General features: G+C 68.3%; 24 protein-coding genes. 22 read left to right on the top strand and 2 right to left on the bottom strand.

All coding sequences use genetic code 11. From position 1 onward, the window contains the following. Positions 1–222 precede the first annotated feature (222 nt). On the bottom strand, positions 223–1113 hold the full coding sequence (locus H512_RS23480; protein ID WP_210162677.1) for a tetratricopeptide repeat protein: 891 nt from the start codon (positions 1111–1113) through the stop codon (positions 223–225). Positions 1114–1874: 761 nt separating this feature from the next. Between H512_RS23480 and H512_RS0110350 the strand changes: the two genes are divergently transcribed. Then, positions 1875–3401, top strand: a complete 1527-nt coding sequence (locus H512_RS0110350) for a protein adenylyltransferase SelO (protein WP_425414167.1) — start codon at positions 1875–1877, stop codon at positions 3399–3401. Here H512_RS0110350 and H512_RS0110345 read toward each other — a convergent pair whose 3' ends face one another. Further along, a complete protein-coding gene (locus tag H512_RS0110345) occupies positions 3402–3758 on the bottom strand; it encodes an arsenate reductase (RefSeq protein ID WP_026783390.1) in 357 nt (118 codons plus the stop codon). Positions 3759–4044: 286 nt separating this feature from the next. Between H512_RS0110345 and H512_RS0110340 the strand changes: the two genes are divergently transcribed. From H512_RS0110340 to H512_RS0110235, 21 genes are all read left to right on the top strand, one after another. Further along, positions 4045–5151: a hydrogenase small subunit gene (locus tag H512_RS0110340; protein ID WP_026783389.1), complete on the top strand. Its 1107-nt coding sequence runs from the start codon at positions 4045–4047 to the stop codon at positions 5149–5151. A 58-nt stretch (positions 5152–5209) separates the two neighbouring features. Beyond that, the gene (locus tag H512_RS0110335; protein WP_026783388.1) at positions 5210–7000 is read left to right on the top strand and encodes a nickel-dependent hydrogenase large subunit; all 1791 of its coding nucleotides are present in this window, start codon (positions 5210–5212) and stop codon (positions 6998–7000) included. 45 nt (positions 7001–7045) lie between these two features. After that, positions 7046–7744, top strand: a complete 699-nt coding sequence (gene cybH / locus H512_RS0110330; RefSeq protein ID WP_245585390.1) for a Ni/Fe-hydrogenase, b-type cytochrome subunit — start codon at positions 7046–7048, stop codon at positions 7742–7744. Positions 7745–7749: 5 nt separating this feature from the next. After that, entirely contained in the window at positions 7750–8310 is a 561-nt protein-coding gene (locus H512_RS0110325) for a HyaD/HybD family hydrogenase maturation endopeptidase (protein ID WP_026783386.1), read from the top strand. 13 nt (positions 8311–8323) lie between these two features. After that, positions 8324–8617: a HypC/HybG/HupF family hydrogenase formation chaperone gene (locus H512_RS0110320; RefSeq protein ID WP_026783385.1), complete on the top strand. Its 294-nt coding sequence runs from the start codon at positions 8324–8326 to the stop codon at positions 8615–8617. Positions 8618–8710: 93 nt separating this feature from the next. Then, entirely contained in the window at positions 8711–9532 is an 822-nt protein-coding gene (locus tag H512_RS23475) for a glycosyltransferase (protein ID WP_053239750.1), read from the top strand. 7 nt (positions 9533–9539) lie between these two features. Further along, positions 9540–9980 carry a thioredoxin domain-containing protein gene (locus tag H512_RS0110310; protein WP_026783384.1) on the top strand — a complete coding sequence of 147 codons (441 nt, stop codon included), beginning with the start codon at positions 9540–9542 and terminating at the stop codon, positions 9978–9980. Continuing rightward, positions 9977–10792 (top strand): hydrogenase expression/formation protein, encoded by an 816-nt coding sequence (locus tag H512_RS0110305; protein WP_026783383.1) that lies wholly within the window; start codon positions 9977–9979, stop codon positions 10790–10792. Before H512_RS0110310 ends, H512_RS0110305 begins: the two co-directional genes overlap by 4 nt. Further along, a complete protein-coding gene (locus H512_RS0110300) occupies positions 10789–10974 on the top strand; it encodes a rubredoxin (protein ID WP_026783382.1) in 186 nt (61 codons plus the stop codon). Before H512_RS0110305 ends, H512_RS0110300 begins: the two co-directional genes overlap by 4 nt. Then, complete coding sequence (gene hybE, locus H512_RS23470; RefSeq protein WP_053239749.1) at positions 10964–11455, top strand: [NiFe]-hydrogenase assembly chaperone HybE; 492 nt, start codon at positions 10964–10966, stop codon at positions 11453–11455. Before H512_RS0110300 ends, hybE begins: the two co-directional genes overlap by 11 nt. After that, positions 11452–12435, top strand: a complete 984-nt coding sequence (locus H512_RS25775; RefSeq protein WP_053239748.1) for a hypothetical protein — start codon at positions 11452–11454, stop codon at positions 12433–12435. The genes hybE and H512_RS25775 overlap by 4 nt, the downstream gene beginning before the upstream one ends. Next, positions 12428–12769: a hydrogenase maturation nickel metallochaperone HypA gene (gene hypA, locus H512_RS0110280; RefSeq protein WP_026783381.1), complete on the top strand. Its 342-nt coding sequence runs from the start codon at positions 12428–12430 to the stop codon at positions 12767–12769. The genes H512_RS25775 and hypA overlap by 8 nt, the downstream gene beginning before the upstream one ends. After that, positions 12769–13713, top strand: coding sequence for a hydrogenase nickel incorporation protein HypB (gene hypB / locus H512_RS0110275; RefSeq protein WP_026783380.1), 945 nt, complete (start codon positions 12769–12771; stop codon positions 13711–13713). Before hypA ends, hypB begins: the two co-directional genes overlap by 1 nt. Before the next feature lie 7 nt (positions 13714–13720). Next, positions 13721–15985 carry a carbamoyltransferase HypF gene (hypF, locus tag H512_RS0110270; RefSeq protein ID WP_053239747.1) on the top strand — a complete coding sequence of 755 codons (2265 nt, stop codon included), beginning with the start codon at positions 13721–13723 and terminating at the stop codon, positions 15983–15985. Between the two features lie 3 nt (positions 15986–15988). Continuing rightward, positions 15989–16231 carry a HypC/HybG/HupF family hydrogenase formation chaperone gene (locus H512_RS0110265; RefSeq protein ID WP_026783378.1) on the top strand — a complete coding sequence of 81 codons (243 nt, stop codon included), beginning with the start codon at positions 15989–15991 and terminating at the stop codon, positions 16229–16231. Continuing rightward, the gene (hypD, locus tag H512_RS0110260) at positions 16228–17382 is read left to right on the top strand and encodes a hydrogenase formation protein HypD (protein WP_026783377.1); all 1155 of its coding nucleotides are present in this window, start codon (positions 16228–16230) and stop codon (positions 17380–17382) included. Before H512_RS0110265 ends, hypD begins: the two co-directional genes overlap by 4 nt. Beyond that, positions 17379–18425: a hydrogenase expression/formation protein HypE gene (gene hypE, locus H512_RS0110255; protein ID WP_026783376.1), complete on the top strand. Its 1047-nt coding sequence runs from the start codon at positions 17379–17381 to the stop codon at positions 18423–18425. Before hypD ends, hypE begins: the two co-directional genes overlap by 4 nt. Positions 18426–18694: 269 nt before the next feature. Beyond that, positions 18695–20713: a hydrogenase 4 subunit B gene (gene hyfB, locus H512_RS0110250; protein ID WP_026783375.1), complete on the top strand. Its 2019-nt coding sequence runs from the start codon at positions 18695–18697 to the stop codon at positions 20711–20713. Then, the gene (locus H512_RS0110245) at positions 20704–21657 is read left to right on the top strand and encodes a respiratory chain complex I subunit 1 family protein (protein WP_026783374.1); all 954 of its coding nucleotides are present in this window, start codon (positions 20704–20706) and stop codon (positions 21655–21657) included. Before hyfB ends, H512_RS0110245 begins: the two co-directional genes overlap by 10 nt. Next, positions 21657–22319, top strand: a complete 663-nt coding sequence (locus tag H512_RS0110240; RefSeq protein WP_026783373.1) for a hydrogenase-4 component E — start codon at positions 21657–21659, stop codon at positions 22317–22319. Before H512_RS0110245 ends, H512_RS0110240 begins: the two co-directional genes overlap by 1 nt. Next, positions 22316–23785: a hydrogenase 4 subunit F gene (locus tag H512_RS0110235; protein WP_026783372.1), complete on the top strand. Its 1470-nt coding sequence runs from the start codon at positions 22316–22318 to the stop codon at positions 23783–23785. The genes H512_RS0110240 and H512_RS0110235 overlap by 4 nt, the downstream gene beginning before the upstream one ends.

Genomic DNA, 23785 nt, shown 5'->3' with positions numbered 1-23785 from the left:
GCACGGCATGGAGCATGCGAAGCGGCGGGATGCGGAAGGATGACGCAGGGGTTGCGTGAGTGACGCAAGGGAAACGGCGGGGGATTTCGATCAACTGGCAAGGTGCAGGTTGAGGCGCCGCGTTCGTGTGCGCTTCCATCCTGTGGACGGCTCAAGGCCGGAAAGCAGCATTGGCCGGCTGGATGAGCAACGCCGGACAGTTACCCCAACCGGTCTTCACCCTCAACGCGTCGCGGAAGCCTCGATGGGGCGCTCCGACGTGACATAGGCCTGGCTGAAAGCGGCGTCGTTGTCGAGGAGCCACTGGTCGGCCAGCGCGATGGCCTTGCGGCGTTCGTCCTCGCTGGCCAGCGAGAAGGCTTCCTCGTGGGCGGCGCGAATGGAGGCATCGTCGTGGTGCATCAGTTCGGAGCGCTTCAGGGCAATGGTCAGCCACATCAGGCCGTGCACCGGGTTGGGCTCGATCTGGTCGCCCTGCACCAGCATCTGGCCGAGCTTGGCCTGGGCGTCGATCTGGCCCTTGCGGGCGGCCAGCAGGAACCAGCGGGCGGCCTGACGCGGGTCCTGATCGACGCCGACGCCGTCGAGATACATGGTGCCGAGCTTCAACTGGGCGAGCGCGTCGCCGAAATAGGAGGCGGCGTAGGTGAAGATCTCGCGGGCGCGGTTGACGTTCGGTACGATGGCCGTGTCGGCGATGCCGGTCAGATAATAGGAGCCGACCTCGACGAAGGCGCTGGAGATGAACGGCGCATCCGGCGAACTGGGCGCGTCCTCGCCATGAGCTGAGATCAACTGGCTGAAGAACTCGAAGGCCTTCATGTCGTCCTCGGCGACGCCGTCGCCTTTGGCATACATGCGGCCGAGTTTCCACTGGGCGGCGGGGTGGCCGCTCTGCGCGGCGGCGAGCAGCCCGGTGACCGCTTCGCGCTTGTCACCCGAGTAATAAGCCCGCGTAGCTTCGCGCAACGTGGACATCGTCGCGGCGTCGCAGCACGCATCCTGTTTGGCGGCGGACTGCGGATCGAAGGCCATCGCCTGCGAGCCGAGCATTACTCCCAGCGACAGGACGACGGAGACCTTGCAGACGTTTCTGACACAGACACCCGACATGTTTACTCTCGGCGTTCCGCCCCGCCCGCTTTCAGGCCCGCGATGCCCTCGGCATCGCCTCCGTTCCGCGAACCTCCGTGAAGTGCCTCGCTACGCATCGCTCCGGACGCGCCTGTGCCTCTCCACGCTTGTTTTGTAGCGATAAAGTCAGGTCCGTTTATGGCTGAATAGGGGCGAATTATGCCTAACGATTTCTGCCTTCTCGAGTTTGGCCTGTCTGTTGCGGAATCGTCACAGCGAGTCCACCTCGACTCCCGCTGGCGGCAGCAAAATCGCGCCGGCCGCCAGTTCGCCTTCCCGCAACCAGGGACTTGATCGCGGGGAGTGCGGCACCGACAGACCAGCGATTCCCTTGGCGACGCCGGCGGGCGCGCAGGGCGGCGGCACGACTCGCACCCTGTTCCAGTGTGTCGGCGCATAATCGGCCAGATAAGCCGGTTCCGGATGCAACCTCCTGCACGCAGGAGCGATTCTCTTGAGAATGAAGCTTCCGATGCAAGCCCCCTTGCCGGGCGCATGAACGGGATAGCAGGATGCTTTTAATTCAAGTACTTAATAGATAATTCTAATGCAAAACGCTAGAGTTTGACCGCCTTTGGCTTCTTACTCAAGACATGAGAATCAAAGCACAACATATTGATTTCACACATTTTTCCTTGAGGACCAACCTTGTCCTTTCGGACGAAGGCCCGCCTTGCCGCACCCTTGTTTGCCATCCTACAGAACTCTACGTAGAGAGACATGATCGTCCGCCGGCGCCTTTGAGCGCCCTTTCGACAGCCGGGCCGGAAGCCCCCGAGGAGCCGCCCTTGCCGCTCGCCATCGCCTTCGACAACAGCTACGCCCGCTTGCCAGCCCGATTCTACGAGCGGGTACGGCCGGAGCCGGCGCCCGACCCGCGGCTTCTGGTGCTGAACACCACGCTGGCCGACGAACTTGGCCTCGACGCCGGCGTACTCGCATCCCCTGAGGGAATCGCCATGCTTTCGGGCGCCGAGGTGCCGGCCGGCGCCGAGCCGCTGGCGCTCGCCTATGCCGGCCACCAATTCGGCCAGTTCGTGCCGGCGCTCGGCGATGGCCGGGCGGTGCTGCTCGGGGAGGTGATCGACCGCGACGGCCGGCGGCGCGACATCCAGCTCAAGGGCTCCGGCCGCACCGCCTTCTCGCGGCGCGGCGACGGCAAGGCGGTGATCGGGCCGGTCTTGCGCGAGTACCTCGTCAGCGAGGCAATGTCCGCCTTCGGCATCCCGACCACCCGGTCGCTGGCCGCCGTCGCCACCGGCGAGACCGTCCATCGCGACCGGCCGCTGCCCGGCGCCGTGCTGACGCGGGTTGCAGCGAGCCATGTCCGCGTCGGCACCTTCCAGTATTTCGCTCACCGCTCGGACGCGGACGGCATCCGCCGTCTCGCCGACTACGTCATCGACCGCCTCTATCCGGAGGTGGCCGGCGCCGCCAATCCTTATGCGGCGCTGCTCGAAGCCGTCGCCCTGCGTCAGGCGCGGCTGATCGCCCAATGGCTGGCGGTCGGCTTCATCCATGGCGTCATGAACACCGACAACATGGCCATCTCCGGCGAGACCATCGATTACGGCCCATGCGCCTTCATGGACGCCTATGAGCCGGGCATGGTGCTGAGTTCCATCGACCGGCACGGCCGCTATGCCTATGGCCGCCAGCCGCAGATTGCCCAGTGGAACCTCGCCCGCTTCGGCGAATGCCTGCTGCCGCTGTTGTCCGAGGATCGCGACGCGGCGGTCGCCCTGGCCGTGGAGCGGCTGAGCGGCTTCGCCAGCGCCTTCGAGGCGGCCTATTTCGGCCGCTTCCTGGAAAAGATCGGCATTGCCGACGAGCGGCCGGGCGATCGCGACCTGGTGACCAACCTGCTGACGGCGATGCAGACGGGACAGGCCGATTTCACCCTCGCCTTCCGCCGCCTCGCCGACTGTGCCCTTGCCGATGCCGACGCGGCTCCGTTCCTGGCGCTGTTCGAAACGCCGGCCGGCATCGAAACGTGGCTGCCGGCCTGGCAGGCGCGCATCGCCGACGACAGTCGCCCGCCCGCCGAGGCCGCCGCGGCGATGCGAGCTATCAACCCGGCGATCATCCCGCGCAACCATCGGGTCGAGGCGGCGCTCGACGCCATCGTCGAGAACGGCGACGGCTCGGCTTATATGCGACTGCTCGAGGCGGTGACGCGGCCATTCGAGGAGCGGCCGGAGGATGCCGACCTCACGGCGCCGCCGCGCCCCGAGGAGCGGGTGGCGGCGACCTTCTGCGGCACCTGACTACTTCTCGAAGCTGACGGCGAAGGACTCGTCGGAGAAGCCGATGATCAGCTTGCCGCCCTCGGCCTCGACCACCGGGCGGCGGATCAGGCTGGGCTTTGCGACCATCACCGCGATGGCACTCTCGGTATCGAGACTGTTCTTGGTGGTCTCCGGCAGGCCGCGATAGGTAAGGCCGCTCTTGTTGATCACGTGTTCCCAGCCGCCGGCGCGCGCCACCCAGCCGGCCAGCCGGTGCGGATCGATGCCGACCTTCTTGTAGTCGTGGAAGTCGTAGGCGATGCCATGTTCGTCGAGCCAGGCGAAGGCCTTCTTCATGGTGTTGCAGTTCTTGATTCCATAGACTGTCACGGGCATCGCTCAACCTCTCGATAGTGGCCGATCCGCCCTCTCCGGAGCCGGCACGGGACCGAAGTCCATACGCTAAGCTACGTATGATCTTCCCTTCCCCGCCAGCCTATCCCTTTCTTTCAACGTCGAAAACCCGGATCGTGCAGCCAACGCTACGATTTGTGATCTGGACCCATTCTTAACTGGGGGCTATGCCGTGTGAGCGATTGCTAATGCTCGCGAGTCGAGCGTTGGAGCGTCTTTCGGCGTTGATGGCGACGGCGGACGCAGCGTTGTTTTGCGGGGGAACAGCATGGGTTCGGCGACCGAGACCTTTTACGACGTGATCCGGCGGCAGGGGATCACGCGGCGGAGCTTCGTCAAGTTCTGCAACCTGACGGCGGCAAGTCTCGGGCTCGGCCCGCTGGCGGCGACAGAGATGGCGCACGCGCTGGAGACCAAGCCGCGCATCCCGGTGATCTGGATGCACGGCCTCGAATGCACCTGCTGCTCGGAGAGCTTCATCCGCTCGGCGCATCCGCTGGCCAAGGACGTCATCCTGTCGATGATCTCGCTCGACTACGACGACACCATCATGGCGGCGGCCGGCCATCAGGCCGACGCGATCCTTCAGGAAACCCGCGAAAAGTACAAGGGCGGCTACATTCTGGCCGTCGAGGGCAATCCGCCGCTCAACGAGGACGGCATGTACTGCATCGACGGCGGCCGGCCGTTCGTCGAGAAGCTCAGGGAGATGGCGGCCGACGCCATGGCGGTGATCGCCTGGGGCGCCTGCGCCTCCTGGGGCTGCGTGCAGGCGGCCAAGCCCAATCCGACGCAGGCCGTGCCGATCGACAAGGTGATCCGCGACAAGCCGATCATCAAGGTACCCGGCTGTCCGCCGATCGCCGAGGTGATGACCGGCGTCATCACCTACATCCTGACCTTCGGCAAGATGCCCGAACTCGATCGCCAGGGCCGGCCGAAGATGTTCTACTCGCAGCGCATCCACGACAAATGCTACCGCCGGCCGCATTTCGACGCCGGCCAGTTCGTCGAGAGCTGGGACGACGAGAGCGCGCGCAAGGGCTATTGCCTCTACAAGGTGGGCTGCAAGGGCCCGACCACCTACAACGCCTGCTCGACGGTGCGCTGGAACGGCGGCGTCTCCTTCCCGATCCAGTCGGGCCACGGCTGCATCGGCTGTTCGGAAGAAGGCTTCTGGGACAAGGGCTCGTTCTACGACCGGCTGACCACCATCCGGCAGTTCGGCGTCGAGGCGACGGCCGATCAGATCGGCCTGCTGGCGGCCGGCGCGGTGATCGGCGGCGTGGCGGTGCACACGGCGGCGACCGCCGTCAAGCGCCTGACCAGCAAGCACGATCACCACCGCCGCACCGAGCACCACGACCAGCAGTAACAGCCGGCGCGCGGGCGCCTGGCGCCCCGCCGGTCTTCCAGCAACGGGACAATTCTCCATGGGTATCGAAACCCCCAACGGCTTCAAGCTCGACAATGCCGGCCGCCGCATCGTCGTCGACCCGGTGACGCGCATCGAGGGCCACATGCGCGTCGAGGTGAACGTCGACGACCAGAACGTCATCCGCAACGCCGTCTCCACCGGCACCATGTGGCGCGGCATCGAGGTGATCCTGAAGGGCCGCGACCCGCGCGACGCCTGGGCCTTCACCGAGCGCATCTGCGGCGTCTGCACCGGCACGCACGCGCTGACCTCGGTGCGCGCCGTCGAGAACGCCCTGGGCATCACGATTCCCGAGAACGCCAACTCGATCCGCAACATCATGCAGCTGACGCTGCAGGTGCACGACCATCTGGTCCATTTCTACCACCTGCACGCGCTCGACTGGGTGGACGTGGTGTCGGCGCTGTCGGCCGACCCCAAGGCGACCAGCGCGCTGGCCCAGTCGATCTCCGACTGGCCGCTCAGTTCGCCGGGCTACTTCAAGGACTTGCAGGGGCGGCTGAAGAAGTTCGTCGACAGCGGCCAGCTCGGCCCGTTCAAGAACGGCTACTGGGGCCACCCCGCCTACAAGCTGCCGCCCGAGGCCAACCTGATGGCGGTCGCCCACTATCTGGAAGCGCTCGACTTCCAGAAGGAGATCGTCAAGATCCACACCGTCTATGGCGGCAAGAACCCGCATCCCAACTGGCTGGTCGGCGGCGTGCCGTCGCCGATCAACGTCGACGGCACCGGCGCGGTCGGCGCCATCAACATGGAGCGGCTCAACCTCGTCTCGTCGATCATCGATCAGTCGATCGCCTTCGTCGAGCAGGTCTACCTGCCCGATCTCAAGGCGATCGGCTCGTTCTACAAGGACTGGCTCTACGGCGGCGGCCTGTCGTCGACCTCGGTGATGAGCTACGGCGACATTCCCGAGCACGCCAACGACTACTCCGACGCCTCGCTGAAGCTGCCGCGCGGCGTCATCCTCGATGGCAAGCTCGACGAGATCCACCCGATCGATCTCGCCAATCCCGACGAGGTGCAGGAGTTCGTCACCCACTCCTGGTACAAGTACCCGGACGAGACCAAGGGTCTGCACCCCTGGGACGGCGTCACCGAGCCGCATTTCGAGCTTGGCCCCAACGCCCGCGGCACCAAGACCAACATCGAGGCGGTGGACGAGGCGGCGAAATACTCCTTCATCAAGTCGCCGCGCTGGAAGGGCCGTGCCGTCGAGGTCGGGCCGCTCGCCCGCTACATCATCGGCTACGCGCAGGGCAAGCCGGAGTTCAAGGAGCCGGCCGACAAGCTCTTGACCGATCTCGGCCTGCCGCTCACCGCCCTGTTCTCGACGCTCGGCCGCACGGCGGCGCGGGCGCTCGAATGCCAGTGGGCGGTGCATCAGCTGCGCTACTTCCAGGACAAGCTGGTGGCCAACATCAAGGCCGGCGATCTCTCGACCGCCAACACCGACAAGTGGACGCCGGACACCTGGCCGAAGGAGGCCAAGGGCGTCGGTTTCACCGAGGCGCCGCGCGGCGCGCTCGGCCACTGGATCCGCATCAAGGACGGCAAGATCGACAACTACCAGGCCGTGGTGCCGACCACCTGGAACGGCTCGCCGCGCGATCCGGCCGGCAACATCGGCGCCTTCGAGGCCGCCCTGCTCGACACGCCGATGGCCGAACCGGAGAAGCCGCTGGAAATCCTCCGGACGCTGCACTCCTTCGATCCATGCCTTGCCTGCTCCACCCACGTCATGAGCGAAGACGGGCAGGACATGGCCACCGTCACCGTCCGCTGAGGAGGCGCCGCCATGGCCCGCCAAGCCAGGATACTCACCGGCGTGATGGACGCCACCGACGACGTCATCGTCGCCGGACCTTCGATCTACGTCTACGAGGCGCCGGTGCGCCTCTGGCATTGGGGCAACGCCCTTTGCATCACCATCCTCGCAGTGACGGGCTATCTGATCGGCTCGCCGCCGCCCACCATGCCGGGCGAGGCGTCGGCGAACTTCCTGTTCGGCTACATCCGCTTCGCCCACTTTGCCGCCGGGCAGGTGCTCGCCGTCGCCTTCCTCGCCCGCATCCTCTGGGCGTTCTGGGGCAACAAATACTCGCGCCAGATCTTCTATCTGCCGGTCTGGGAGAAGTCATGGTGGCGGGGCGTCATCCGGGAGGCGCGCTGGTATCTGTTCCTCGAAAAGGAACCCTACAAGTATATCGGGCACAACCCGCTGGCCCATACGGCGATGTTCGCCATGTTCACCCTGTTCAACCTCGGCATGATCATCACCGGTTTCGCCCTCTATTCGGAGGGCACCGGCCGCGACAGCTGGCAGGCCAAGGTGTTCGGCTGGGTGTTCGACATCTGGCCGAATTCGCAGGACGTCCACACCATCCATCACCTGGGCATGTGGGTGATCGTCATCTTCTCCATCATCCACATCTACGCGGCGGTCCGCGAGGACATCATGAGCCGCCAGACCATGATATCCACCATGATTTCCGGCGAGCGGCAATTCCGCGACGAGCGCGAGGGCTGAGCGGCATGAGCGTGCTGGTGCTTGGAATAGGCAACATCCTCTGGGCCGACGAGGGCTTCGGCGTGCGCGCCGTCGAGGCCTTCCACCGCCTCTACGCCATGGCCGACGGCGTCGAACTGCTCGACGGCGGCACGCAGGGGCTCTACCTCGTCGACCGCGTCTGCGACGCCGATCGTCTGGTGGTGTTCGACGCCATCGATTACGGCCTTGCGCCCGGCACGCTGAAGATGGTGCGCGGCGATGCGGTGCCGAAATTCACCGGCGCCAAGAAGATGAGCCTCCACCAGACCGGCTTCCAGGAGGTACTGTCGGCGGCCGACCTGATGGATCGCTATCCCGAGGATATCGCGCTGATCGGCTGCCAGCCGCTCGACCTCGAGGACTGGGGCGGGCCGCTGACGCCGCCGGTCGCCGCCGCCATCGAGCCGGCCATCGCCCTGGCGATCGACCTGCTGGCCGGCTGGGGCGTGGCGCCGGTGCGGCGCAAGGCGCCGCTCGCCGCCGGCAAGGGGCTGCTCGGCCACGACATCGACCGCGCCGGCTACGAACGGCCGCGCGTCGGCTGAGGGAGATCGCTGCATGTGCCTCGGCTTGCCGATGACCGTCGTCGAGGGCGACGACTTCACCGCCCTCTGCGCGCGGCGCGGCGAAACGCGGCGCGTGTCGACGCTGCTGGTCGGCCGGCAGGCGGCGGGAACCTGGCTGCTGGTCCATCTCGACAGCGCCGTGCGCGTGCTCGATGCGGCCGAGGCCGAGGCGATCGACCGGGCGCTCGACGGCCTCGCGGCGGCCAGCGCCGGCGAGGCTTTCGAGCATCTGTTCGCCGACCTGATCGACCGAGAGCCGGAACTGCCGGACCATCTCAGGACGTGAGGAACACGGTTTGACAATGGCGGGATGCGGGCGGAAGACTTCGGGCCGACAACTCTCTTGTCCGGCAGTCGCCGCCGTCAGGGATCAGCCCGCATGAGCGCCAGGATCAAGCACCTCATTCTCACCCGCTTCAACGTTCCCTCGCCGGGGCGGGAGCAGCATCTCCGCTCGAAGCCGGGGTGGCTGGCCGATCGGTTCCGCCTGTTCCGGGACTATTGCCTGCCGGGCGTCGCCCAGCAGACCGAGCAGGATTTCGACTGGGTGATCTTCTTCGACGAGCAGACGCCGGCCGAGTTCAAGGCCGTCATCGCGGAGTTGCAGCAGGTCTACCCCTTCAAGGCCGAGTTCACCGACCGCTTCATGATGCCGGAGATCATCCCCGGCATTCTGCCCCGCTATACCGGTTTCGACTGGCTGCTGACCACCCGCCTCGACAGCGACGACATCCTCGCCGTCGATCACGTGGCGCGGCTGCGCGAGGCGGCGACGGCCGGCGCTGCCCAAGTGTTCAATTTCCCCAACGGTGCCATCCTGTCGACGTCCGGCGCCGCGCCGCGCATCTACCGGATCGTCGACCGGAAGAACCCCTTCGCCTCGCTTCTGGAGCCCATGTCGCTCGAGGCGCGGACCATCTGGCACGAAATCCACGTCAACATCGCGCGGCTGGCGCCGGTCCGGCAGCTTGAAGGGCGTCCGGCCTGGCTGCAGGTCGTGCACGGCGGCAACGTCTCCAACCGGATCAAGGGCACCCGCGTCGGCCTGGAATCGATGGCCGACCTCTTCCCGATCATCCGGACGTTGCCGGCCGGCCGCGAGAGCGACCTCGGCATCGCCGCCGAGAACTACCTCTACACGCCATGGCGGCAGGCGCGCGGCGTCGGCCGCTATGTCGTCGCCCGTCTGAAGGGATTGTGAGACATCCATGTCCGCGCTGATCGCCGCCCTCACCACCCGCCACGGCCTGCCGGTCGTCGATGCCGAGACGCTCGACACCTTCCTGACGCCGGCCGCCGGCGAGCCGCAGCACGCGCTGCTGTTCTTCACCGGCGATCCCGACCAGCGGAGCGACAGCGGCGATGTCGCCGTGGTGCTGCCGGAACTGCTGGCCGCCTTTCCCGGCCGCTACCGCGCCGCCGTGGTCGCCCGGCCGGCCGAGGCGGCGCTGAAGGCGCGCTGCCGCGTCGAGGTACTGCCGTCGCTGGTGGTGCTGCGCGGTGCGAGCGTGCTCGACGTGCTGCCGCGCATCCGCGACTGGAGCGACTATCTCGACCGCCTCGCGGCAGCGCTGAGGCCGGACGCGCCGGATTACGTCGCCCCGAGCCGCATCGAAATCACCGCCAATGCCCGGAGGGCCGACGCATGACCACCGCCTTCGGAACCGCCGCGACGATCGCCGCCGGCACCACCGGCACCGGTACGCTCGCCTTCCTGGCCACCGCCGATGCCGAGGCGCTGATCGCCCGCTGCCCTGGCGTCGCGCGCCTCCTGCCGGAGATCGCCGCCGCCCTCGACCGCCAGACGGCGGCGGCGCCCGGCATCCTGTTCGACCTCGCGGCGCTCGGCGAGGAGGAGACACGGCTCGTCGGCGAAATCCTCGGCGAAGGCGAGGTGGCGGCAACCGTGGCGCTGCCCGACGGCGTGGTGGCGCAGATCTCCGAAAGCATCTTCGCCGGCTTGTGGCGCGTCCGCTTCGTCGGCGCCGACGGTGGCCTTCTCGCCGACTATGCCGAGGTATCGGCCGTGCCGCAGGCGGTGCGGCGGGCGGCGGCGATGACGCTGCCGCACCTTGAGATCGGCGACATCCCCGAGGGCGTCATGAACGCGCCGCCGGTGCTGCACGAGATCGCCGCCCGCGCCGCCCGCTATCGGCCGGGCCAGCCAAACGACGTCCTCTCGCTGACGCTACTGCCGATGCTGCCGGACGATATCGCGCTGTTGACCGACCGGCTGGGCAACGGCCCGGTGCGGATCGTGTCGCGCGGCTACGGCACCTGCCGCATTCAGGCGACGGCGATCCATAACGTCTGGTCGGTGCAGTTCTTCAACGCCATGGACGCCATGCTGCTCGACACCATCGAGATCGGCGACGTGCCGGTGACGGCGCAGGCGGCTGAAGCGGATTTCCGCGACTCGGCCGTCCGGCTGCGCGAGATCGAGGAGGCTTATTTCAAATGAGCGACCGCGCCGGAGACCGCTGGGAGTGCGGCGTCTGCTGGACCGTCTACGATCCGGCGGCGGGCGACGAGGCGGCCGGCGTGTTGCCCGGCACGCCGTTCGAGGCGCTGCCGGACGACTGGCGCTGCCCGCATTGCGACGGTGCCAAGGCGCGGTTCCTGAGGATCGACGATGACAGCTGACCTCCTTGACGACGAGGCGGTCGCCGGTCGCCTCGAAGGCTTCTGGCGCGAGGCCGAAAGCCGCATGGCCGGCCTGCCGGTCCACAATCCGGCGCTCTCCGTCATGGCGACGCCGTCGCGGCGCTTCGGCGGCTTCCGCTTCTCGGTGGTGGTCACGCCCTGGTGCATGAACGTCGTCGCCCTGCCCGACGCCGGCATCGATCTGCCGCCCGACGGCGTGATGCTGCGGCTCGACCTGCCGGCCGGCAGCGTCGATTTCGTGATCGCCTCGATGGACGACGGCAGCCGCTACGGCGCGGCGTCGCTGTTCTCGCCGATGAGCGACTTCGAGGATCAGGTGGCGGCCGAGGCGGTGGCCTTCGCCGCCCTCGACGAATTGCTGCGCGAGGCCGAGCCGTCGGAAGTCGGGCCGCTCTCCGCCAGCCTCGATCGCCGGCGGCTGATCGGCCTCGGACGTGGCGGGACGGGAGGCAACGAATGAGCGGCCTCGATCCGGGACGGATCGTCGTTGCCTTCACCCTCGTCGATGGCACGGTCGGCCAGGCCTCGGTCCGCTCCGAGCGGCCGCTGTCGCTGGCCGCCCGCTTCGCCGGCCAGCCGGTTGGCCGGGCGATCGAGGCGGTGGGGCTGCTGCACGCCGTCTGCGGCGTGTCGCATGCCGCCGCGCTGACCCTGGCGGCGGCGGCGGCGATCGGACGCATCGTTCCGGCCGAGGAAGTGGCCCGCTGGCAGGCGCGCCTCGCCGCCGAACGCATTGCCGAGCACCTGCGCGACCTCGCCCATCTGGCGCCGGTCGCCGCCTTCCCGGTGGTGCGCGACGCCCTCGATGCCGCCTACAATGCGACCCGCAGCGGCGTCGTCGGTGACGGTGCCGAGGCGATCGGCGCGGCGCTGGCACTGGCGCCGGGCTGGTTGCCGGCAACAGCGGGCGCCGCCGCCCTGCCCGACGCGCTGACGGTCGCCGACGATGAGGCGGTGGTCACCGCGCTCGCCGCCGATGCCGGCTTTGCCGCCTTGCCCGCTCTCTCCGGCCGGCACCCCGAGACCGGCCCGGCGGCGCGTGCCGGCCGGTCGGCCGGCCTGCCGGGCGCGACGCTGGCCGCCCGCCTTGCCGAGGCGGAAGCGGCGCTCGATTGGCTGTGCGCCCGGCCGGGCGAGGGCCGGAATTTCGCCGTGCCGCTCGATGCAAATCGGACGCAGATGAATACGGGATACGCCTCAGTGGAAAGTCCACGCGGCCGGTTATATTATTTTGCCGTGGTGCAAGGAGATGGACGGCTCCGAGACGCCCGCGTCGTCGCTCCCACGGAATGGAACTTCCATCCCGAGGGGCCGTTTGCGCGTGCCCTCGCGGGGTTCCGGCCGGACGGCGACGCCGTGACGGCGATCGCCCGGCTGGCGGCGCAATTCTCTCCCTGTGTCGCGGTGGATGTCGTTCCGGAAGGGGCGGCCCATGCATGAGATGTCGCTTTGCGAGGCGGTGGTGGACATCGCCGTCGAGGAAGCGCGGAAGAACGGCGCCATCAGGATCAAGTCGGTGGTGCTGGAGGTGGGCGTGCTCGGTCATGTCGATCCGGCCGCCCTCGCCTTCTGCTTTACGGCCGTCAGCCACGGCACCCTTGCGGAGAATGCAAGGCTGGTCATCGAGCGTGTCGCGGGCAGTGGCTGGTGCCTCGACTGTGCTAAGACGGTGCCGATGAGCGAACGCTTCGGCGCCTGCCCGGCGTGCGGGCGCCATCACGTGCAGATGACGCAAGGCGACGAATTGCGGCTGCGCGAACTGGAGGTGGAGTGATGTGCAAGGATTGCGGCTGCGGCTCTGGTGGCACCGGCTACCGGATCAATGGCAAGACGCCGGCGGAACTGCACGGCCACGCGCACGACCACGACCATCCGCATGATCATGATCACGACCATCACCATCATGACCACGACCATCCGCATGATCATCCCCATTCGCATGATCACGACCATCACCACGATCATGACCACGGCCATCATCACGATCATCCGCACGTGCACGAGGCGCCGCTCGGCGCGGTGCATCAGCCGGGCATCGACGGCGACCGGGTGATCCGCATCGAGCGCGACATCCTCGCCAGGAACAACGACACCGCCCGCCAGAACCGCGCCCGCCTCGCCACCACCGGCACGCTGGCGCTCAACCTGATGTCGTCGCCCGGCTCGGGCAAGACGACGCTGCTGGTGCGCGCCATCGAGGACCTGAAGGGGCGCTTTCCCATCGCCGTCGTCGAGGGCGACCAGCAGACCGACAACGACGCGGCCCGCATCCGCGCCACCGGCGCCCGCGCCGTGCAGATCAACACCGGCAAGGGCTGCCACCTCGAAGCCGGCATGGTCGGCGCCGCGCTCGACGACCTCCGGCTTGAGCCGGGCGGCCTCCTGTTCATCGAGAACGTCGGCAACCTCGTCTGCCCGGCCGGCTTCGACCTTGGCGAAGCGCACAGGGTGGTGGTGCTGTCGGTGACCGAGGGCGAGGACAAGCCGCTGAAATATCCGGATATGTTCGCCGCCGCCGACCTGCTGCTGCTCAACAAGGCCGATCTGTTGCCATATCTGAAGTTCGACGTCGGCAAATGCCTCGCCGCCGCGCTGACCGTCAATCCGCATCTCCAGACGCTGGTGGTGTCGGCTGAAACCGGTGAAGGCATGGCCGCCTTCTACGCCTGGATCGAAGCGCGCGCCGCCCTCAGCCGCGCCGCGGCCGTCCGGGCCTGACCGGACGATGACCGCCGTGCCCGCCCTTGACGCCTTCGCCACCGTGGCGCGCCTGCGCCTGAAGGTGAACGGCGCCGTGCAGGGCGTCGGCATGCGGCCGTTCGTGCATCGTCTCGCTACCGACTGCGGCCTCGCCGGCTACGTCCACAACGGCGCCGACGGCGTTACCATCGAGGTCGAGGGCGCCCGCGTCGAGGAATTCGCGCGCCGGCTGAGGTCGGAGGCGCCGCCGCTCGCCCGCATCGATTCCTTCCTCCGCGAGGACCTGCCGCTCGCCGGCGACCGCGATTTCGTCATCTGCGACAGCGTCGGCGGCGCGACGATGACGCGCATCGTTGCCGACGCCGCCACCTGTGACGCCTGCCTCGCCGAGCTGTTCGAACCGACCAGCCGCTATTTCGGCTATCCCTTCGTCAACTGCACCCATTGCGGCCCGCGCTACACCATCACCCGCCGCCTGCCCTACGACCGGCGGCAGACGTCGATGGCCGACTTCCCGATGTGCCCGGACTGCGCCGCCGCCTACACCGACGTCCGCGACCGCCGCTTCCACGCCGAGCCGGTCGCCTGTCCGGCCTGCGGGCCGCAGCTCAGCCATCCAATCGCCGACATCGCCAAGGCGATCCGGGCCGGCCGCATCGTGGCGCTGAAGGGCATCGGCGGCTTCCATCTCGTCTGCGACGGCCGCAACGCCGTGGCGGTGGCGGCGCTCCGGGCCAGGAAGGCGCGCGAGTTCAAGCCCTTCGCGGTGATGGTCGCCAATGCCGCCTCGATCCCGGCGGTGGCCGAGGCGTCAGTGGAGGAGCGAACGCTTGCATCGTCGGTGGCCCGGCCGATCGTATTGATGGCGGCGAAAGCCGGCGTGCTGGCACCGGCCGTCTCGCCGGGCCTTGCCCGCGTCGGCGTCATGCTGGCCTATGCGCCGGTGCATCATCTGTTGTTCGCGGCGCTCGCCGGTCACGATTTCGCCGGCCACGATCCGCACGCCGCCAACGATTTCGTGCTGGTCGCCACCTCGGCCAATCCCGGCGGCGAGCCCTTGGTGGTCGACGATGACGACGCCACCCGCCGCCTCGCCGGCATCGCCGACCTGATCGTCACCCACGACAGGGCGATCGTCGTGCGCGCCGACGACAGCGTCACGCAGGTGATCGCCGGCGCGCCGAGCTTCCTGCGCCGGGCGCGCGGTTACGTGCCCGAGCCGATCACGCTAACCGAAGACGGACCGGCGACGCTGGCCCTCGGCGCCCATCTCAAGGCGACGGTGACGCTGACGCGCGGCCGCGAGGCTTTCGTGTCGCAGCACGTCGGCGACCTCGACACCGCCGAGACGCTGAAATTCTACCGCGAGACGATCGAGCACCTGATCGACATCGTCGGCATCAAGCCGGAGCTGGTCGCCCGCGATCTCCATCCCGATTATCGCTCCAGCCAGATGGCCGAAGAGTTCGGCCTGCCGGTGATCCACGTCCAGCACCACGCCGCCCATGTGGCGGCGGTTGCCGCAGAAGCCGGCCTTGAAGGTCCGGCGCTCGGCCTCGCCCTCGACGGCCACGGCCTCGGCGATGACGGCGGCGCCTGGGGCGGCGAGCTGCTGCTGGTGGACGGCGCGGCGCACCGCCGCCTCGGCCATCTCGCCCCGCTGCCGCTGCCCGGCGGCGACCGCGCCGCCCGCGAACCGTGGCGGATGGGCGCCGGCGCACTGGCGGCGCTCGGCCGGGCCGATCTCGCCGCCACCTTGTTCCCCGATCGGCCGCTGGCCGGGCCGATCGCCGGCCGCGTCGCCTCGGGCGCCGACAGGCTCGCCACCACCTCGCTCGGCCGGCTGTTCGACGCGGCGGCGGCGCTGCTCGGCGTGCGCACTGTCCAGGACTACGAGGGGCAGGCGGCGATGGAGCTGGAAGCATTGGTGGATGAGCCGGCCACGCTGGCCGGCGGCTTCACGCTGGACGACGGCGTCCTCTCCTTCGCGCCGTTCCTTGCCCATCTCGCCCTCGCCCGCCCCGATGCCCGCACCGGCGCGGCGCTGTTCCACGGCACGCTGATCGACGGGCTCGCCGCCCTCGCCCGCCATGGCGCCACCGCCTCCGGCCTCAAGTCGATCGCGCTCGGCGGCGGCTGCCTGATGAACCGCGTGCTGGCCGAAGGCCTGTCGGCGGCGCTCCTCAAATCCGACCTCACCCCCCTCCTCGCCCGGCGCCTGCCCGCCAACGATGGCGGCCTGTCCTTCGGGCAAGCCGTCCTCGCCCGCTGGGCCTTCTCGGAGACCTGATCCATGTGCCTTGCCGTTCCCGCCCTCGTCACCGAGCTTCTGCCCGACAGCATGGCGAAGATCAGCCTCGACGGCGTCTCGATGACCATTTCCGTGGCGCTGGTGAAGAATGTCGCCGTCGGCGACTACGTCATCGTCCACGTCGGCTACGCCCTGTCCAAGGTCGATCCCGACGAGGCGCGCCGGACGCTCGATCTGCTCGATGAGGCGCGCGGCGTGGCGCTGGCCGCAGGAGGCGCCCGATGAAATACGTCGACGAATATCGCGACGGCGACAAGGCGCGGGCGCTCGCCGCCGCCATTGCCGCCGAGGTGCGGCCCGACCGCTCCTATGCCTTCATGGAGTTCTGCGGCGGCCACACCCACGCCATCTCCCGCTACGGCATCGAGGACCTGCTGCCGCCGAACGTCCGCATGATCCACGGCCCCGGCTGCCCGGTCTGCGTGCTGCCGATCGGCCGCATCGACGATGCTATCCGCCTCGCCCGGCGGCCGGAGGTGACGCTCTGCACCTATGCCGACCTGATGCGCGTGCCGGCCTCCGGCGGCCTCAGCCTGATGAAGGCCAAGGCGGCCGGCGCCGACATCCGCATGGTCTATTCCTCGCTGGACGTGCTGCGCATCGCCGAGGCCAATCCCGAGCGGCAAGTGGTGTTCTTCGCCATCGGCTTCGAGACGACGACGCCGCCGACCGCCGTCGCCCTGAAGACGGCCGAGGCCAAGGGCCTCACCAATTTCTCGATCTACTGCAACCACGTGCTGACACCGGTGGCCATGCGGGCCATCCTCGACCGGGAGCCGACGCCGGACGAGCCGCCGATCGCCATCGAGGGCTTCGTCGGGCCGTCGCACGTCTCGACGATCATCGGCATGGAGCCCTACCGGGTGTTCGCCCGCGACTATCGCAAGCCGGTGGTGATCGCCGGTTTCGAGCCGCTGGACGTGATGTACTCCATCCTGATGCTGGTGCGGCAGGTCAACGAGCAGCGGGCCGAGGTGGAGAACCAGTATATCCGCGCCGTCCGCGCCGACGGCAATTCCGTCGCCATCGACCTCTGCGACGAAGTGTTCGAGCTGCGCGACAGCTTCGAGTGGCGCGGCCTCGGCACGGTGCCGAAAAGCGCCCTGAAGCTCCGCGACGCCTACGCCTTCTATGACGCCGAAAAGCGCTTCTCCATCGAGACGCAGCCGGCCGAGGACAACCCGGCCTGCGAATGCGGCGCCATCCTGCGCGGCCAGAAGAAGCCTGCCGACTGTCGCCTCTTCGGCACCGTCTGCACGCCGGAGACGCCGACCGGCGCCTGCATGGTGTCGTCGGAAGGCGCCTGCGCCGCCCACTGGACCTACGGCCGCTTCCGTGATCGCGAAGCCGGCGCCGGCCTCAGGAAAAGCGCATGAGCAAGACCTTCCGCCGCAAGCTCGACCTGAAGAACGGCCGCGTCGACATGAGCCACGGCGCCGGCGGCCGCGCCATGGCCGAGCTGATATCCTCGATCTTCAAGGATGCCTTCGGCAACGAGCTGCTCGAACAGGGCAACGATCAGGCGAGCTTCCCGACGCCGGCCGGCGGCCGCATGGTGATGACCACCGACGGCTATGTGGTGTCGCCGCTGTTCTTTCCGGGCGGCGACATCGGTTCGCTGGCCGTGCACGGCACGGTCAACGACCTCGCCATGGCCGGGGCGAAGCCGCTCTATCTGTCGGCGAGCTACATCATCGAGGAAGGTTTCCCGCTCGGCGATCTCAAGCGTATCGCCGACTCCATGGGCGCGGCGGCGAAAGCGGCCGGCGTGCTGGTCGTTACCGGCGACACCAAGGTGGTGGAGCGCGGCAAGGCCGACGGCGTGTTCATCTCGACGGCCGGCGTCGGCGTGGTGCCGGACGGGCTCGCCCTCTCCGGCGACCGGGCGCGGCCCGGCGACAAGGTGATCGTCTCGGGATCGATGGGCGATCATGGCGTCGCCATCATGTCGAGCCGCGAGAACCTGACCTTCGAGACGGAAATCCTCTCCGACAGCGCGGCCCTCAACGGCCTCGTCGAGGCGATGGTGACGGTGGCCGGTCCGCACCTTAAGCTGATGCGCGACCCGACGCGCGGCGGCCTCGCGGCGACGCTCAACGAACTGGCCCACCAGTCGGGCGTCGGCTTCCGCATCGTCGAGGATCACATCCCGATCAAGAAGCAGGTGGCCGCCGCCTGCGAACTGCTCGGCCTCGACCCGCTCAATGTCGCCAACGAGGGCAAGCTGGTCGTGGTCGTGGCGCCGGAGGCGGCGGAAGCGCTGCTCGCGGCGATGCGGGGCCATCCGCTTGGCGCCGATGCGGCGATCATCGGCGACGCGGTGGAAGACGACCAGCACTTCGTGCAGATGACCACCGGCTTCGGTGGCGGCCGCATCGTCGACTGGCTGGCCGGCGAGCAGTTGCCGCGCATCTGCTGAGAGGCGGGCCGCGGCATCCGTGCAACAGCGGCGGCGCCTCGGACCACCTGAATGGATTGAAGACCAACAAACAATTTCGGGATTGGCGGCGAGCCGATATGCTCGCCGCCACACCTTGAGTCTTCCTGACAAGCCGCTCCTCCGGCGCCGATTGCGCGCCGCTGCCGCGGCGCCCGCACCGGCCGGTGCGGGGCAGCCGGCCATTCTGGCGCCGGCCTTCACGGAGCCGCCGGGCGCGGCTCGAACCCGTACGGGGAATAAAAGTGACCATGCCGATCGCAGCGGCCCTTCTGAGCGTCGCCGGCCTCGCCGGCGTCGCCGTGGCGGCGCCGATCCTCACCGCCCGCCGCGTCCGCTGGGCGACACCCGCCGTCTATGGCGCCAGTCTCGTGTTCTCCGCCGTGCTGCTCGTCTGCGGCCTCTTCGGATTGCTGGGCGGCAGCGCCTACTGGGGCGGCGTCCGCCTGCCGGTCGGCCTGCCATGGGTCGGCGCCAACTTCGCCATCGACCCGCTCAGCGCCGCCTTCCTGATCATCGTCAACCTCGGCGCGGTGGTCGCTTCCTTCTATGCCGTCGGTTACGGCGCCCATGAAGAAGAGCCGGGCCGCGTGTTGCCCTTCTACCCGGCCTTCCTGGCCGGCATGAACCTCGTTGTGCTCGCCGCCGACGCCTTCAGCTTCCTGGTGGCCTGGGAGTTCATGTCGCTCTCCTCCTGGGCGCTGGTGATGGCCCATCACCACGATCCGGAGAACCGGCGCGCCGGCTACGTCTACCTGTTGATGGCCTCGTTCGGCACGCTGATGCTGCTGCTCGCCTTCGGCCTGCTCGCCGGGCCGGACGGCGGCTATGCCTTCGCGGCCATCCGCGCCGCCGGCCACGCGCCCTGGCTCTCCGGCCTCGTGCTGATCCTGATGCTGCTCGGCGCCGGCTCCAAGGCCGGCCTCGTGCCGCTGCACGTCTGGCTGCCGCTCGCCCATCCGGCGGCGCCAAGCCATGTGTCAGCGCTGATGTCCGGCGTGATGACCAAGGTGGCCGTCTATGGCTTCATCCGCGTGGTGTTCGACCTTGCCGGCCAGCCTGCCTGGTGGTGGGCGGTGGTGGTGCTGATCCTCGGGGCGGCATCGGCGGTGCTCGGCGTGCTGCACGCCGTGCTGCAACGCGACCTCAAGCGGCTCCTCGCCTATTCGACGGTCGAGAACATCGGCATCGTGTTCATCGGCCTCGGCCTCGGCCTCGCCTTCAAGACCAACGACATGGCCGGCGCCGCGGCGCTGGCCGTCACCGCCGCCATCTTCCACGCTTTCAACCATTCGCTGTTCAAGAGCCTGTTGTTCTTCGGCGCCGGCAACGTGCTGACCGGCGCCGGCGAGCGCGACATCGAGAAGCTGGGCGGCCTGATCCACCGCATGCCGGAGACCGCCTACCTGTTCCTCGGCGGGTGCCTGGCCATATCCGCGCTGCCGCCGCTCAACGGCTTCGTCTCGGAATGGCTGATCCTTCAGGCGATCCTGATCAGCCCCGAGCTGCCGCAATGGGCGCTGCGCTTCCTGGTGCCGGCGTCCGGCGCCATGCTGGCTCTCGCCGCCGCGCTGGCCGCCGCCTGCTTCGTGCGTGCCTTCGGCATCACCTTCCTGAGCCGACCGCGCTCGCCGGCCGCCGAGACGGCCCATGAGGTCGGCCGCTGGCAGCTCCGGGCGATGTATGCGCTGATCGCCATCTGCCTCGTCGCCGGCATCTTTCCGGGCCCGTTCCTCGACGCGCTGTCGCCGGCCTCGCAATTGCTGGTCGGCGGCGCCATGCCCAAGCAGCCGATCCTGCCGCACCTCGCGATCATCCCGATCTCCGAGAGCCGCAGCTCCTATTCCGGCTTCCTCGTCTTCTTCTTCATCCTGATGGCCAGTTGGGCGGCGATCCGCGTCATCCACAATTTCGCCTCGCGCGCCGTGCGCCGCGCGCCGCCCTGGGATTGCGGCTTCCCCGACCCCTCGCCACAGACGCAATACACCGCCGACAGTTTCGCCCAGCCGATCCGCCGGGTGTTCGGGCCGATCGCCTTCCGCGCCAAGGTCACGCAGACCATGCCGCCGCCCGGCGATACCGCGCCGGCCCGGCTGACGCTGTCGCTCCGCGATCTCGTCTGGGAGTTCGTCTACGAGCCGCTGGAGGGCGCGGTGCTCTATGCCGCCGAACGGCTCAATGTCCTGCAATTCCTGACCATCCGCAGCTATCTCAGCCTCGTCTTCGCGGCGCTGGTCCTGCTTCTCGTGCTGGTGGCAACATGGGCCTGATCCTCGCCATCCTCGTCCAGGGCGCCCAGATGGTGCTGGTGCTGGCGCTCGCCCCCGGCCTCGTCGGCTTCACGCGCAAGGTGAAGGCGCGCCTATTGCGCCGGCAGGGACCGCCGATTCTCCAGCCCTACCGCGATCTCTACCGCCTCGTCCGCAAGGAGGCGGTACTGGCCGACAACGCCTCCTGGCTGTTCCGCAACGCGCCCTACCTGATCTTCGCCACCACCTGGGTGGCGGCGGCGCTGGTGCCGACCTTCGCCACCGGCCTGCACTTCTCCTGGGCGGCCGACCTGATCGCCATCACCGCCCTGCTCGGCTCGGCGCGCTTCTTCCTGGCGCTCGCCGGCATGGACATCGGCACCGCCTTCGGCGGCATCGGCTCCAGCCGCGAGATGCTGTTCGCGACGCTGGCCGAGCCGGCGATGATCATGATCGTCTTCACCGTCGCCCTGGTCGCCGGCTCGACGCAGCTCTCGACGGTGGCCGCCTTCATGGTCGACCATGCGACGCTGCGCGTGTCGCTGGGCCTCGCGCTGATCGGCCTGATCATCGTCGCGCTGACCGAGAACGCCCGCGTGCCCGTCGACAACCCGGCTACACATCTCGAACTGACCATGGTGCACGAGGCGATGGTGCTCGAATACTCCGGCCGCCATCTCGCGGTGATCGAGCTGGCGGCGGCGCTGAAGCTCCTGCTCTACATCTCGCTGATCGCCTGCATCTTCGCGCCCTGGGGGATCGCCCGGCAGGGCGACGGCCTTCTCGAAATGGCCTTCGGCGTTGTCACGTTCGTCGGCAAGCTGGCGGTCGGCGGCTTCCTGATGGTGCTGTTCGAGACGGCCATCGCCAAGATGCGGGTGTTCCGCGTGCCGGAATTCGTCGGCGGCGCCTTGATGCTCGGCTTCCTCGGCACGCTGCTCTTGTTCGTTTCGAGGAGCTTCTGATGGAACGCTTCTCGCTCGACGCGGCGCATCTGCTGGCCGGCGGCATGGTGCTGGTGAGCTTCATGATGCTCTACCAGAACCGCATCCTCGGCCTGCTCAACGTGTTCGCGGCGCATGCCGTGGTGCTGTCGCTGTCGGTCGCCTGGCAGGCCTACATCCAGGCGGCGCCGCATCTCTACGTCACCGCCGCCATCGCGCTGATCCTCAAGGCGATCATCATTCCCGTGGCGCTGCATCACATGGTGGTGCGGCTCGGCGTCCACCGCGACATCGAGACGGTGGGCGGCATCGGCCCGACCATGCTGATGGGCATCGGCCTCGTCGCCCTCTCCATGGTGGTGATGCTGCCGGCCGCCGCCGAGGCCGACCCGATCGCCCGCGAGGACCTCGCCCTCGCCCTCTCCGTCATCCTGCTCGGTCTCCTGATGATGGTGACGCGGCAGAACGCCATCAGCCAGATCGTCGGCTTCATGAGTCTCGAAAACGGTCTCGTGCTGGCCGCCACCGGCGCCCGCGGCATGCCGCTGGTGGTGGAGATCTCCGTCGCCTTCTCGGTGCTGGTCGCCTTCATCGTCATCGGCGTGTTCCTGTTCCGCATCCGCGAGCGCTTCGACACCATCGACACCCAAGCCCTCGACGACTTCCGGGAGGGCCGGGAATGACCGCCTTTCTCCATCTCTTGCCCTTCGCCCCGATCGATGCCCTCTTGGCGGTGCCCGGAGCGGCGGCGCTGATCCTCGCGCTGATCTCCAGCTACAAGCTCGGCGCCCGCCTCAACATGCTGGCCTCCGGCATCACCTTCCTGTTCGCGCTGACGCTGCTGTTCGAGCGACCGGATCCGGCGGTAGGCTTCCTGTTCGTCGACGACCTCAACATCGTCTTCATCGTGCTCGGCACCTTCGTCGGCTTCACCACGTCGATCTTCTCGGCGAGCTACATCGGCCACGAAATCGAGATCGGCCGGCTGAAGCCGGGCTACATCCGCTTCTACCACGGCATGTATCAGGCGCTCAGCCTGTCGATGAACCTCGGGCTGACCGCCAACAACGTCGGCCTGATGTGGGTGGCGGTCGAGCTGGCGACGCTGACCACCGTGCTGATGGTCGGCCTCTACCGGACGCAGGCGGCGCTGGAAGCGGCCTGGAAATACTTCATCCTCGGCTCGGTGGGCATCGCGCTGGCGCTGTTCGGCACCATCCTGATCTACATGGCCGCCCGGCCGGTGATCGGCGAAGGCCACGATGCCATGGTCTGGACGACGCTGGTCGCCCACGCCGCCGCCTTCAGCCCGGAGTTGCTCAACGTCGCCTTCGTGTTCCTGATGCTCGGCTACGGCACCAAGGTCGGCCTGGCACCGCTGCACGCCTGGCTGCCGGACGCCCATGCCGAAGGACCGACGCCGATCTCGGCGGTGCTGTCGGGCCTGCTGCTCAACGTGGCGCTCTACGCGCTGTTGCGCTTCAAGATGCTGCTCGCCGCCAACCCGTTCGCGGTGGCGCCGGGGCCGCTGCTCGTCACGCTCGGCCTGGTGTCGCTGATCTTCGCCGGCTTCATGCTCTACCTCCGGCGCGACATCAAGCGGCTGTTCGCCTACTCGTCGATCGAGCACATGGGCCTGATCGCCTTCGCCTTCGGCATGGGCGGGCCGCTCGCCAACTTCGCCGGCCTCCTGCACATGACCATGCACTCGCTGACCAAGTCGGCGATCTTCTTCGCCGTCGGGCAGGTGGCGCAGGTCAAGGGCACGCAGAAGATCGCCGACATCCGCGGCCTCACCGAGAGCCACCCGACGCTCGGCTGGAGCCTCGTCGTCGGCGTCGCCGCCATCGCCGGCCTGCCGCCGATGGGCATCTTCATGAGTGAGTTCCTGCTGGTCAGTTCCACCTTCGCGCGGCAGCCGCTGCTCGCCGTGCCGCTGGTGTTCGGCCTGCTGATCGCCAGCGGCGCGCTGGTCTGGCGGCTGACCGGTATCGCCTTCGGCAAGCCGAGCCCCAGCGTCGTCGACGCGGGGAAACGGCCGTCGATGCTGCCGCTGATCATCCACCTCATTCTGGTGCTGATCGCCGGACTTTACCTGCCGGGACCGCTGGTCGCCTGGTTCCAGAACGTCGCGCGGATGCTGGGGTGA

Source organism: Pleomorphomonas koreensis DSM 23070 (genome assembly GCF_000425185.1).
Taxonomy (GTDB): domain Bacteria; phylum Pseudomonadota; class Alphaproteobacteria; order Rhizobiales; family Pleomorphomonadaceae; genus Pleomorphomonas; species Pleomorphomonas koreensis.
This window is presented reverse-complemented; position numbering and strand designations above follow the sequence as displayed.

Coding starts and splice junctions, on each gene's coding strand:
- H512_RS23480 (WP_210162677.1), bottom strand. CDS start 1,113: ATGTCGGGTGTCTGTGTCAGAAACGTCTGCAAGGTCTCCGTCGTCCTG.
- H512_RS0110345 (WP_026783390.1), bottom strand. CDS start 3,758: ATGCCCGTGACAGTCTATGGAATCAAGAACTGCAACACCATGAAGAAG.
- H512_RS0110340 (WP_026783389.1), top strand. CDS start 4,045: ATGGGTTCGGCGACCGAGACCTTTTACGACGTGATCCGGCGGCAGGGG.
- H512_RS0110335 (WP_026783388.1), top strand. CDS start 5,210: ATGGGTATCGAAACCCCCAACGGCTTCAAGCTCGACAATGCCGGCCGC.
- cybH (WP_245585390.1), top strand. CDS start 7,046: ATGGACGCCACCGACGACGTCATCGTCGCCGGACCTTCGATCTACGTC.
- H512_RS0110325 (WP_026783386.1), top strand. CDS start 7,750: ATGAGCGTGCTGGTGCTTGGAATAGGCAACATCCTCTGGGCCGACGAG.
- H512_RS0110320 (WP_026783385.1), top strand. CDS start 8,324: ATGTGCCTCGGCTTGCCGATGACCGTCGTCGAGGGCGACGACTTCACC.
- H512_RS23475 (WP_053239750.1), top strand. CDS start 8,711: ATGAGCGCCAGGATCAAGCACCTCATTCTCACCCGCTTCAACGTTCCC.
- H512_RS0110310 (WP_026783384.1), top strand. CDS start 9,540: ATGTCCGCGCTGATCGCCGCCCTCACCACCCGCCACGGCCTGCCGGTC.
- H512_RS0110305 (WP_026783383.1), top strand. CDS start 9,977: ATGACCACCGCCTTCGGAACCGCCGCGACGATCGCCGCCGGCACCACC.
- H512_RS0110300 (WP_026783382.1), top strand. CDS start 10,789: ATGAGCGACCGCGCCGGAGACCGCTGGGAGTGCGGCGTCTGCTGGACC.
- hybE (WP_053239749.1), top strand. CDS start 10,964: ATGACAGCTGACCTCCTTGACGACGAGGCGGTCGCCGGTCGCCTCGAA.
- H512_RS25775 (WP_053239748.1), top strand. CDS start 11,452: ATGAGCGGCCTCGATCCGGGACGGATCGTCGTTGCCTTCACCCTCGTC.
- hypA (WP_026783381.1), top strand. CDS start 12,428: ATGCATGAGATGTCGCTTTGCGAGGCGGTGGTGGACATCGCCGTCGAG.
- hypB (WP_026783380.1), top strand. CDS start 12,769: ATGTGCAAGGATTGCGGCTGCGGCTCTGGTGGCACCGGCTACCGGATC.
- hypF (WP_053239747.1), top strand. CDS start 13,721: ATGACCGCCGTGCCCGCCCTTGACGCCTTCGCCACCGTGGCGCGCCTG.
- H512_RS0110265 (WP_026783378.1), top strand. CDS start 15,989: ATGTGCCTTGCCGTTCCCGCCCTCGTCACCGAGCTTCTGCCCGACAGC.
- hypD (WP_026783377.1), top strand. CDS start 16,228: ATGAAATACGTCGACGAATATCGCGACGGCGACAAGGCGCGGGCGCTC.
- hypE (WP_026783376.1), top strand. CDS start 17,379: ATGAGCAAGACCTTCCGCCGCAAGCTCGACCTGAAGAACGGCCGCGTC.
- hyfB (WP_026783375.1), top strand. CDS start 18,695: ATGCCGATCGCAGCGGCCCTTCTGAGCGTCGCCGGCCTCGCCGGCGTC.
- H512_RS0110245 (WP_026783374.1), top strand. CDS start 20,704: ATGGGCCTGATCCTCGCCATCCTCGTCCAGGGCGCCCAGATGGTGCTG.
- H512_RS0110240 (WP_026783373.1), top strand. CDS start 21,657: ATGGAACGCTTCTCGCTCGACGCGGCGCATCTGCTGGCCGGCGGCATG.
- H512_RS0110235 (WP_026783372.1), top strand. CDS start 22,316: ATGACCGCCTTTCTCCATCTCTTGCCCTTCGCCCCGATCGATGCCCTC.